The organism is Pseudomonas hydrolytica, assembly GCF_021495345.1.
In the GTDB taxonomy this organism is placed as follows: Bacteria; Pseudomonadota; Gammaproteobacteria; order Pseudomonadales; family Pseudomonadaceae; genus Aquipseudomonas; species Aquipseudomonas hydrolytica.
Genome location: NZ_CP099397.1, coordinates 1,024,360 through 1,034,958, shown reverse-complemented (window position 1 = coordinate 1,034,958; position 10,599 = coordinate 1,024,360). Strand labels below are relative to the sequence as shown.

At 63.3% G+C, this 10,599-nt stretch carries 12 protein-coding genes and 1 other RNA gene; 4 read left to right on the top strand and 9 right to left on the bottom strand.

Translation table 11 applies throughout. The features are described from left to right. The 4 genes from rsmH to rsmI all read right to left on the bottom strand — a co-directional run bounded on the left by rsmH (position 1) and on the right by rsmI (position 3,087). Positions 1–945 (bottom strand): 16S rRNA (cytosine(1402)-N(4))-methyltransferase RsmH, encoded by a 945-nt coding sequence (gene rsmH / locus L1F06_RS04700; RefSeq protein WP_129484021.1) that lies wholly within the window; start codon positions 943–945, stop codon positions 1–3. 2 nt (positions 946–947) lie between these two features. After that, the gene (gene mraZ, locus L1F06_RS04695) at positions 948–1,403 is read right to left on the bottom strand and encodes a division/cell wall cluster transcriptional repressor MraZ (RefSeq protein WP_003242968.1); all 456 of its coding nucleotides are present in this window, start codon (positions 1,401–1,403) and stop codon (positions 948–950) included. A 310-nt stretch (positions 1,404–1,713) separates the two neighbouring features. Continuing rightward, an RNA gene (gene rnpB, locus L1F06_RS04690) (RNase P RNA component class A) lies at positions 1,714–2,061 on the bottom strand. A 126-nt stretch (positions 2,062–2,187) separates the two neighbouring features. Then, entirely contained in the window at positions 2,188–3,087 is a 900-nt protein-coding gene (rsmI, locus tag L1F06_RS04685) for a 16S rRNA (cytidine(1402)-2'-O)-methyltransferase (protein WP_011921023.1), read from the bottom strand. 89 nt (positions 3,088–3,176) lie between these two features. Here rsmI and L1F06_RS04680 point away from each other — a divergent pair, with 89 nt between their 5' ends. From L1F06_RS04680 to L1F06_RS04665, 4 genes are read left to right on the top strand one after another with little or no spacing between them, the layout of a single operon-like run. Next, positions 3,177–4,985: a penicillin-binding protein activator gene (locus L1F06_RS04680; protein WP_129484023.1), complete on the top strand. Its 1,809-nt coding sequence runs from the start codon at positions 3,177–3,179 to the stop codon at positions 4,983–4,985. Further along, entirely contained in the window at positions 4,982–5,341 is a 360-nt protein-coding gene (locus L1F06_RS04675) for a YraN family protein (RefSeq protein ID WP_011921022.1), read from the top strand. Before L1F06_RS04680 ends, L1F06_RS04675 begins: the two co-directional genes overlap by 4 nt. Positions 5,342–5,366: 25 nt before the next feature. After that, a complete protein-coding gene (locus L1F06_RS04670; protein ID WP_011921021.1) occupies positions 5,367–5,960 on the top strand; it encodes a phosphoheptose isomerase in 594 nt (197 codons plus the stop codon). After that, positions 5,957–6,490, top strand: coding sequence for a BON domain-containing protein (locus tag L1F06_RS04665; RefSeq protein WP_003242959.1), 534 nt, complete (start codon positions 5,957–5,959; stop codon positions 6,488–6,490). The genes L1F06_RS04670 and L1F06_RS04665 overlap by 4 nt, the downstream gene beginning before the upstream one ends. An 80-nt stretch (positions 6,491–6,570) precedes the next feature. Here the strand turns inward: L1F06_RS04665 and L1F06_RS04660 are convergent, their stop codons facing one another. The 5 genes from L1F06_RS04660 to petA all read right to left on the bottom strand — a co-directional run bounded on the left by L1F06_RS04660 (position 6,571) and on the right by petA (position 10,364). After that, a complete protein-coding gene (locus L1F06_RS04660) occupies positions 6,571–6,984 on the bottom strand; it encodes a ClpXP protease specificity-enhancing factor (protein ID WP_003242957.1) in 414 nt (137 codons plus the stop codon). Positions 6,985–6,998: 14 nt separating this feature from the next. Then, the gene (locus L1F06_RS04655; protein WP_003242955.1) at positions 6,999–7,616 is read right to left on the bottom strand and encodes a glutathione S-transferase N-terminal domain-containing protein; all 618 of its coding nucleotides are present in this window, start codon (positions 7,614–7,616) and stop codon (positions 6,999–7,001) included. Positions 7,617–7,780: 164 nt separating this feature from the next. Continuing rightward, positions 7,781–8,560: a cytochrome c1 gene (locus tag L1F06_RS04650; protein WP_011921019.1), complete on the bottom strand. Its 780-nt coding sequence runs from the start codon at positions 8,558–8,560 to the stop codon at positions 7,781–7,783. Beyond that, entirely contained in the window at positions 8,560–9,771 is a 1,212-nt protein-coding gene (locus tag L1F06_RS04645) for a cytochrome b (protein ID WP_003242952.1), read from the bottom strand. Before L1F06_RS04645 ends, L1F06_RS04650 begins: the two co-directional genes overlap by 1 nt. Next, positions 9,771–10,364, bottom strand: coding sequence for a ubiquinol-cytochrome c reductase iron-sulfur subunit (gene petA / locus L1F06_RS04640; protein ID WP_003242950.1), 594 nt, complete (start codon positions 10,362–10,364; stop codon positions 9,771–9,773). The genes L1F06_RS04645 and petA overlap by 1 nt, the downstream gene beginning before the upstream one ends. Positions 10,365–10,599 lie beyond the last annotated feature (235 nt).

Below are 10,599 nucleotides of genomic sequence, written 5' to 3'. Positions count from 1 at the left end.
TCACCGCAATTTCTCCGCGATGCGCATCACCGCGCTGCGCGAGCGCGGATTGGCCTTGAGCTCGGCGTCACCGGCGTAGACCGGCTTGCCGATCAGCTTCAGACGCGGCTCGAACGCCTTGGGGATGATCGGCAGGTCGCGCGGCAGCTTGTCCGCCTCGCCCTTGGCCTGACGCTTCATGAACTGCTTGACGATACGGTCTTCCAGCGAGTGGAAGCTGATCACCACCAGGCGACCACCGACCTCCAGCGCCTCCAGCGCCGCATCGAGACCGCGCTCGAGATCACCGAGCTCGTTGTTGATGTAGATGCGGATGCCCTGAAAAGCGCGGGTGGCCGGATTCTTGCCCTTTTCCCAGGCCGGGTTGGCCTCGGTCAGCACCTTGGCCAGATCGGCGGTGCGGGTGAAGGGTTGCTGCTCGCGGCGCTGCACCACGGCCCGCGCCATGCGCTTGGCGAAACGCTCCTCGCCGTAATCCTTGAGCACGCGGGCGATTTCGTCTTCTTCCGCGGTGGCGATCCAGTCAGCGGCACTGACGCCGACATCCGGATTCATGCGCATGTCCAGCGGGCCGTCATTGAGGAAGCTGAAACCACGCTCGGGATCATCCAGCTGCGGCGAGGACACGCCGAGGTCCAGCAGGATGCCGGAGACCTGACCGGAAATGCCGCGGACAACAGCCTCGTCGCCGAGTTCCGCAAAACTGCGCTGTACAACGACAAAGCGGCCGTCTTCGGCCGCCAATGCTTCCCCGGTGGCTATTGCCAGAGGATCCTTGTCGAACCCCAGGAGCCGCCCACCTGGCCCGAGCTTGTGCAGGATCAGCCGGCTGTGCCCGCCACGCCCGAAAGTGCCATCGATGTAGCAGCCATCGGCGCGCACGGCGAGCCCCTCGACGGCCTCGTCGAGCAGCACGGTGATATGGCGCAAGGTGCTATCGGTCATGGTCACAGGATCAGGTCACGCAAGTCATCGGAAAGGGCGCCGGGCTGCTTGATGGCAGCGAGGTCGGCTTCGGCTACGGCATTCCAGGCATCTTCATCCCAGAGTTGAAACTTGTTCAGCTGACCGACGAGCATCGCCCGCTTGTCCAGCTTGGCGTACTCGCGCAGGCGTGGCGGCACCAGGAAACGGCCACTGGCATCCAGCTCGAGGTCGACGGCATTACCGATCAGCAAACGCTGCAGGCGACGGTTCTCTTCACGAAACGAAGCCAGTTCGCGCAGCTTGTTTTCGATCAGTTCCCATTCGGCCAGGGGATAAACGCAAAGGCAGGGGTCAACGGCGTCGATGGTCACGATGAGCTGGCCATTGCAACGCGCAACGAGCTCGTCACGATACCGACTCGGCATCGCGAGGCGCCCTTTGGCGTCGAGACTGATGGCGTTAGCTCCGCGAAACACGGCTGCGCTTCCCCTGTAATTAGCTTTCCCTGCCCAAAAAAACCCACTTCATGCCACTTCTCACCACTTGCGCACACTATAGGAACGCCCATACCCCACCGTCAAGGCGCGCCAGAAGGGAAAAATCCTTACAGGACGGAGATTTAGCGAATTAAAGGGAGGGAAAAAGCGATGACCGAAGCGGCAAATGGCACACAAAATCCTGCCAATCCAGCGAGCTGAAAATCGAAGTTAAAGTAGTTTCTTAAGAGTAAGATTTTTTCGGTATCAGACGAGCGGGAAATAGAAGCGCGAACCGAAGAAAAGAAGGGAGGAGAGTCGATCTGTAAGCCGGGTTCTGTCGAGGACAGCCATTCCTCTACGACGTACATCACTGCACGCCTTTAGCAACCTACCCGGTTCCAGCGCGGGCCACGCCAATGGAACCCTATTTGGTCTTGCTCCGAGTGGGGTTTACCTAGCCACGGACTGTTGCCAGCCGTGCGGTGCGCTCTTACCACACCTTTTCACCCTTACCGTCGCCGAAACGCTTAGGCGGTTATTTTCTGTGGCACTTTCCGTAGGCTCACGCCTCCCAGGCGTTACCTGGCACTCCGCCCTATGGAGCCCGGACTTTCCTCCCCCTTCTTGCGAAGGCAGCGACTGTCCGATCGACTCTCCGCCGCCAAGATTAACAAAGCCGCAAGCCGCAAGCCACCAGCGGCAAGAAAAAGCAGGCGGGCTCCAGCTCAGCTCGCGAACTCCGTCACCGCACAAGCTGCGCGAGCGGAGCGTGCCTGCGGCTTCATCCCTGGCGCGTCAGCGCCACTTGGTAGAGCAGGTTCTTGCGCACCCCGGTGATTTCCGCCGCCAGCGCCGCCGCACGCTTGAGCGGCATTTCCGCCAGCAGCAGATCGAGCACCCGCAGCGCCTCGGCACTGACCGCCTCCTCGCCCTCAGGCGCCTGCCAGCCCGCCACCAGAACCACGCACTCGCCCCGCTGCTGATTGCTGTCGGCGGCCACCCAGGCGCACAGTTCGTCCAGCGGCAAGCCCTTGAGGGTTTCGAAGGTCTTGGTCAGCTCACGTGCCAGCAATGCCTGACGCTCGCCACCGAAAACGGCGCGCATGTCCTCCAGGCACTCGAGAATCCGATGCGGCGCTTCATAGAAGATCAGCGTGCGTGGCTCCTCGCGCACCTGCTCCAGACGCGCACGGCGCCCGGCTGCCTTGGCCGGCAGAAAACCTTCGAAGATGAATCGATCCGACGGCAGCCCCGCCGCCGACAGTGCCGCGATCAGAGCGCAGGCGCCGGGCACCGGCACCACGGCAAACCCGGCAGCACGCGCCTGACGGACCAGGTGATAGCCCGGGTCGGAGATCAGCGGCGTACCGGCATCGGAAATCAGCGCCACGTCCTCGCCCGCCTCCAGCCGCGCCAGAAAGCGCCCGCCCTGGTCGCGCTCGTTGTGTTCGTGACAGGCCGCCAGCGGCGTCCCGATGCCGAAGTGCTGCATCAGCCGCGCCGAGTGTCGCGTGTCTTCGGCGGCGATCAGCGCAACCTCGCGCAGGATCCGCAGCGCACGAGCACTGATATCGTCCAGATTGCCGATCGGCGTGGCGACCACGTAGAGGGTGCCGGGCTGGACGCTGGCGACGGCGGACTGACTCACTGGAAACACCTCGTTAATTGAAAGAGCGCTCATTCTAGCCCGTTCCGCCCCAGTGGCATCGCACCGATCTCGGGCGTTGGGTACAATCGCCGCTTGATTTGCTCAAGTATCAGGATGACCCGATGATCGCTAGCCTGCGCCCTCTTTCCGCCCTTTGCCTGGCCGGCCTGCTCGCCGCCTGCGCCAGCTCGCCCTCCAACAATCTGGGCCAGCTGCCACGCACCCCGCAGGCCAGCATCGAGCAGATGCTCCAGCAGGCCGCCGAGAGCAAACCGGAACAGGCTGCGCTGCTGCGCCTGTCCGCGGCCGATCAGGCCTACAAGCAGAAAGACATGGCCCGCGCCGCGCGCATTCTGGAACAGATCGATATCGCCAGCCTGCAACCGGCGCAACAGATCTTCGCCAGCACCCTGAAAGCGGAACTGGCGATGGCGCGCAAGCAGCCCAAGAGCGCCCTGCAGGCCCTGCAGCACCCCAGCCTTGAGCGCCTTGCCGAGCTGCCAGTAGAGCAGCAGATTCGCACCCAGCTGGTCCGCGCCCGCGCCCTCGAAGCCGACGGCCAGGCACTCGCCGCCGCGCGCGAGCGCGTCTTCATCGCGCCTCTGCTGAGCGGTCAGACCGCTCGCGACAACCACGAGAATATCTGGGCACTGGTCTCCACCCTGCCGGCACAAACCTCGGCCGGCGCCGACAGCGACCTGGCCGGCTGGCTGGAACTGGCCCGAGTGACCAAAAGCAGCGCCACCCTGGAACAGCAGCAAGCCGCCATCGACCAGTGGGTAGCGCAGAATCCGCAACACCCTGCCGCCGAACAGCTGCCAGAAGCGCTGGGCAAGCTGCGCGAACTGGCCAGCCAGCCGCTGAACCGCGTCGCCCTGCTGCTCCCGCAGGAGGGCCAGCTGGCCAGCGTCGCACGCGCCCTGCGCGATGGCTTCCTGGCCGCTCATTACGAAGCCCAGCAGGCCGGGCAGAACCCGCCGGAAATCAAGCTCTACGACAGCGCGCGCATCGGCTCGCTGGACGCCTTCTACCAGCAGGCCCAGGCCGATGGCGTGCAACTGGTGGTCGGGCCGCTGGAAAAGCCCCTGGTCAAACAGCTCAGTGACCGCGAGCAGCTGCCCATCACCACCCTGGCGCTGAATTACAGCGATGCCGGCCAGGAAGGCCCGGCGCAGCTGTTCCAGTTCGGCTTGGCCGCCGAGGACGAGGCTCGCGAAGTCGCCCGCCGCGCCTGGAACGACGGCATGCGCCGTGCCGTCGCGCTGGTGCCGCGCGGTGAATGGGGCGATCGCGTGCTCGACGCCTTCCGCCAGAACTGGCAGGCCCAGGGCGGCACCCTGATCGCCGCCGAACGCGTCGACCAGCCGGTGGAGCTGGCCCGGCAGATCGCCGAGCTGTTCCAGCTGCGCGAGAGCGAGGCACGCGCCCGTCGCCTGCAGAACACCCTGGGCACCAGCCTGGACGCACAACCGGCACGCCGCCAGGACGTCGACTTCATCTTCCTTGCGGCCACTCCGCAGCAGGCTCAGCAGATCAAACCGACCCTGGCCTTCCAGTACGCCGGCGACGTGCCGGTGTACGCCACCTCCCACCTGTTCACCGGCGCCCACAGCCAGGCGCAGTATCAGGACCTGGAAGGCATTCGCTTCTGCGAAACGCCCTGGCTGCTGGACGCCCACACCCCGCTGCGCCAGCAGGTCAGCAACCAGTGGCCGCAGGCCGGCGGCAGCCTCGGCCGGCTGTACGCCATGGGCGTCGATGCCTATCGCCTGGCACCGCGCCTGGGCCAGCTCAAGGCGCTGCCGGATTCGCGCATCGACGGCCTGTCGGGCAGCCTCAGCCTCAACGCCACGCAACGCATCGAGCGCCAGCTGCCCTGGGCGGAGTTCCGCGGCGGTCAGGTCCAGCGCCTCCCCGACAGCCTCAATTGAGCAGCCATAACGATCTTGGTCGAGCCTCCGAACTGGCGGCTCGACAGCATCTGGAACGCAACGGCCTGCGCCTGATCCAACAGAACTGGAGCTGTCGCCGTGGCGAGCTCGATCTGGTCATGCTCGACGGCGATACAGTAGTATTTGTCGAAGTCCGCGCCCGCCGCCACAGCGCCTGGGGCGGCGCCCTGGAGAGTGTCGATGCGCGCAAGCGTGGCAAGTTGGTCATGGCCGCCGAGCTCTTTCTCCAGCAAAACTCCCGCTGGGCCCGCCACCCCTGCCGCTTCGACGTGGTCGCCATCAGTACCGAGGGCGCCACTCGCCTCGACTGGATCAAGAACGCCTTCGATGCCTGACGGCCGTAAACTCAAGGTTTAACCGATGGACATGCAATCCCGAATCCGCCAGCTCTTCCAAGCCAGCATCGACACCAAGCAGCAGGCCATGGAAGTCCTGACCCCCTACATCGAGCATGCCAGCCTGGTGATGGTCCAGGCCCTGCTCAACGAGGGCAAGATTCTCTCCTGCGGCAACGGCGGCTCGGCAGGCGACGCCCAGCACTTTTCCTCCGAGCTGCTCAATCGTTTCGAACGCGAGCGGCCTAGCCTGCCGGCCATCGCCCTGACCACCGACAGCTCGACCATCACCTCGATCGCCAACGATTACAGCTACAACGAGGTGTTCTCCAAACAGATCCGCGCCCTCGGCCAACCCGGCGACGTGCTGCTGGCGATTTCCACCAGCGGCAACTCGGCCAATGTCATCCAGGCCATTCAAGCTGCCCATGATCGCGAGATGACTGTCGTCGCCCTCACCGGTCGCGACGGCGGCGGCATGGCCTCGCTGCTGCTGCCCGAGGACGTGGAAATCCGCGTTCCAGCCAAAGTCACCGCACGCATCCAGGAAGTCCACCTGTTGACGATCCACTGCCTGTGCGACCTGATCGACAGTCAATTGTTTGGGAGTGAAGAATGAAGCGTTCCGCCCTGATTCTGGCCGCCCTGGCCGTTACCCTGACGCTTGCCGGCTGTGGCAGCCGCAGCATTGGCAACAAGATCGACGACCAGTTCCTCGGCCCGAATGTCGCCACGCAGGTCAGCAACGCCCATGCCGACCTGGCCAGCCCCACCTCGCGCATCGTGGTGACCGCCTACAACGGCGTGATCCTGCTCGCCGGCCAGACGCCGCGCAGCGAGCTGAAGGAGGCTGCCGCGCAGGCCGCTCGCCGCGTGCAGGGGGTCAAGAAGGTCTACAACGAGCTGCAGGTGCAGCAGCCAGCCTCGCTGCTGGCGCGCAGCAACGACTCGCTGCTGACCACCAAGATCAAGACCCAGATGGTTGCCGACGCCACGGTGCCCAGCGCACGGATCAAGGTGGTGACCGAGAACGGCATCGTCTACCTGCTCGGCCTGGTCACCCGTGAAGAAGCCAACTCCGCCACTCGCGTGGTGCAGGGCGTTTCCGGGGTGCAGAAGGTGGTGCGCCTGTTCGAGTACACCAACTGAGAAAGCTGCAGCCCCTCAGGCTGCAAGTAAAAACGGGCGCCCTGGGGCGCCCGTTTTCGTTCTGATCGCACAGCGGCGGCTTACTTGACCACCTTCAGGCTTGGCCGGCCACTAGGACGCGGCGGTTCGCCACCGGACGGACCGTCGTCATCCGGCCCCGACTCTTCCGGGCCGCCGGCCATTGGCGGCTCCATGTCGAACACCATGCCCTGGCCATTTTCCCGCGCATAGATCGCCAGCACCGCCGCCGCCGGGATGTACAGGCTGTGCGCCACACCACCGAAGCGACCCTCGAAGCTGACGGCCTGGTTATCCATATGCAGATGGCGAACGGCACTGGGCGAAGCGTTCAGCACGATCTGGCCGTCGCTGGCGAAACCGGACGGAACCTGGACACCGGGGAACTCGGCATTGACCAGTAGGTGTGGCGTGCAGTCGTTATCGACTATCCATTCGTAAAGAGCACGGATCAGGTAGGGACGACTGGAATTCATGGTTATCCTCCTTCTCAGCGCATTGCGCGTTCTGCAGCGGAAAGGCTGGCCTGAAAGGCCTCGCGGGCGAACTGGCGCTCCATGTAGTCGAGCAGCGGCTTGGCCGGTCGCGGCAGCTCGATGCCCAGCAACGGCAGGCGCCAGAGAATAGGCAGTAGACAGCAATCCACCAGGCTCAGCTCATCGCTGAGAAAGAATGCCTTGTCCGCGAACAACGGCGATACGCCGGTCAGGCTCTCGCGCAGCTCCTTGCGCGCCAGCTGACGCTCGGCCTCCTTGCTGCGCTTGTCGAGAATACGATCGACCAGTGCGCACCAGTCGCGCTGAATGCGGTGCATCAGCAGACGGCTGTTGGCGCGTGCCACGGGATAGACCGGCAACAGCGGCGGATGCGGATAACGCTCGTCCAGATACTCCATCACCACGGACGACTCGTACAGCGCCAGATCACGATCGACCAGGGTCGGCACGCTGCCGTACGGATTGATCTCCGCAAGCTTGGGCGGGCAACGGCCCAGTTCGACATCGACGATCTCGACGCTGACACCTTTCTCGGCGAGCACCAGACGCACGCGATGGGAATAGTGGTCGGCGGGGTCGGAGTAGCAGGTCAACCTATTGGTCACCGCCATGGCGATCCTCCTCGCTTTTTTTGATTATTCAGAAACACGGAAAAATTGCCGGGGCAATTTTTGACGTCGCTGGCGGCGGCCCTCACGGACCAGGCACCAGGATGGTAGGGCACAAAAACCTGCGCGCCCATCAGGGCGCGCAGGCTCTGCGACAGGTGAACGACTTAGTGAACGTCCTTCCAATACTCACGCTTGAGCAGGTAGGCGAACACGAAGAAGAACGCCAGATACAGCAGCACGTAGGTACCGATGCGCTGGGACTTCAGCTTGACCGGGTTGGCCGAGTAGGCCAGGAAGGTCACCAGGTTCTTGATCTTCTCGTCGAACTCGGCCTCGCTCAGCTTGCCGGTGTTCGGCTCGATGGTCAGCTGATCGCAGGCTTCGTGGGTGATCGGCGCGCCGGTCAGCGGGTCGAACTGCTTCTTGCCGTTCTCCACCACCTGAACCTGCTTGCAACCGATCACCTGCTTGCCCTGCAGGCTGACCAGCACGTTCGGCATGCCGACGTTGGGGAATACCTTGTTGTTGGCCCCCAGCGGACGGGACGGATCGTCGTAGAAGGTACGCAGGTAGGTGTACAGCCAGTCGTTGCCACGCACGCGAGCGACCAGGGTCAGATCGGGCGGCGCCGCGCCGAACCAGGCCTTGGCGTCGTCGGGGCGCATGCCGATCTTCATGTGGTCGCCGATCTTGGCGTCGTTGAACACCAGATTGTCGAGCATGATTTCGTGCGGGATGCCGAGGTCATCGGCAACACGCTCGTAACGCTGGTATTGGGCGGCATGGCAGCCCATGCAGTAGTTGGCGAAGGTGCGCGCGCCGTCCTGCAGGGCAGCCTGGTCGCGCAGATCGATATCTACCTTGTCCAGCGGATAGTTGCTGGAGGCGCCCATGGCCAGAGCCGGCAGCGCAGCGAAAACAAATGCAGCGAAGAGCTTTTTCATCAGCCAGTCACCCTTTCCGGAACCGGTTTGGTCTTCTCCATCCTGGTGTAGAACGGCATCAGGATGAAGTACGCGAAGTACAGGAAGGTGCACACCTGCGACAGCAGGGTACGACCCGGAGTCGGAGCCAGCACGCCCAGTACGCCGAGGATGACGAAGGAGATGCAGAAAACCAGCAGCCAGATCTTGCTCAGCCAACCTTTGTAGCGCATCGACTTGACCGGGCTGCGGTCCAGCCACGGCAGGACGAACAGCACGGCGATGGCAGCACCCATGGCGATTACGCCGAGCAGCTTGTCAGGTACCGCACGCAGGATCGCGTAGAACGGGGTGAAGTACCACACCGGCGCAATGTGCTCGGGGGTCTTGAACGGGTTGGCCGCTTCGAAGTTCGGCTTCTCGAGGAAGTAACCACCCATCTCCGGGAAGAAGAACACCACGAAGCAGAACACGAACAGGAACACCACCACGCCGACGATATCTTTCACGGTGTAGTAGGGATGGAAGGCGATACCGTCCAGCGGTACACCGTTCTCGTCCTTCAGCTTCTTGATGTCGACGCCGTCCGGGTTGTTCGAGCCGACTTCGTGCAGCGCCAGGATGTGCAGCACGACCAGGCCGAGCAGCACGATCGGCAGAGCGATCACGTGCAGGGCGAAGAAGCGGTTCAGGGTGATACCGGAGATCAGGTAGTCACCACGAATCCACTGGGTCAGGTCGTCGCCGATCACCGGGATGGCACCGAACAGGGAGATGATCACCTGGGCACCCCAGTAGGACATCTGACCCCACGGCAGCAGGTAGCCCATGAAGGCCTCGGCCATCAGCACCAGGTAGATCAGCATGCCGAAGATCCACACCAGCTCGCGCGGCTTCTGGTAGGAACCGTAGAGCAGACCGCGGAACATGTGCAGGTAGACCACCACGAAGAACGCCGAGGCGCCGGTGGAGTGCAGGTAGCGCAGGATCCAGCCGTACTCGACATCACGCATGATGTATTCGACGGAGGCGAAGGCGCCTTCGGCCGAAGGCTCGAAGCTCATGGTCAGCCAGATACCGGTAACGATCTGGTTGACCAGCACCAGCAGCGCCAGGGAGCCGAAGAAATAGAAGAAGTTGAAGTTCTTCGGTGCGTAGTACTTGGAGAGATGGTCTTCCCACATCTTGGTGGCGGGGAAACGCGCATCCACCCATTCCATGAATTTGCTCATCAGGCGTTCTCCTGGTCCACACCGATGATGATCACATCATCCGTCTCGTAGCTATGCGGAGGAACCGGCAGGTTCAGCGGCGCAGGCTGGGCCTTGTACACACGACCGGCGAGGTCGTAGCGCGAACCGTGGCAGGGGCAGAAATAACCGCCAACCCAATCCGGGCCGAGGTCGGCCGGGGCCACTTCCGGGCGGAAGGACGGCGCACAGCCCAGGTGGGTGCACAGACCGACCAGAACCAGCAGCTCAGGCTTGATCGCGCGGTTCTTCTTGTCGACGTACTCTGGCTGTACCGATTCGGCAGATTCGGGGTCAGCGACGCTGCCCTCGATCTTGCTCAGGTTGGCCAGGATTTCCTCGGTACGGCGCACGATGAACACCGGCTGACCGCGCCACTCAGCAACCATCTGCTGACCAGCCTCGATCTTGCTGACGTTCACCTTCACCGGTGCACCGGCCGCCTTGGCCTTGGCACTGGGGAACCATGACCCCACGAACGGAGTCGCAGCACCTACCGCTCCTGCTGCACCCACCACGGAGGTGGCTGCAACCAGGAAGCGACGCCGGCCTGCATTCACGCCGTCATTGCTCATTCAGTCGTCTCCCATCAGCTTTGTGGCCTGTTGTTCAGGCCTCTACTAGGTAAAAATCGGGCCGCGCAAAAAATTCGCCAAATGGTAAAGAAAAGCCCCTTTTCTGACAAGGTAATTACCCCTGAAGAGGCCGGTGAAAGCCTTGTCGGGCGCGGCTTGCGCGACTGCGGCACGTTGTCGCAGCTTTTCTTCTTGCCCATAAAAAACGCCCAGTTCCGTAAGGAAACTGGGCGTT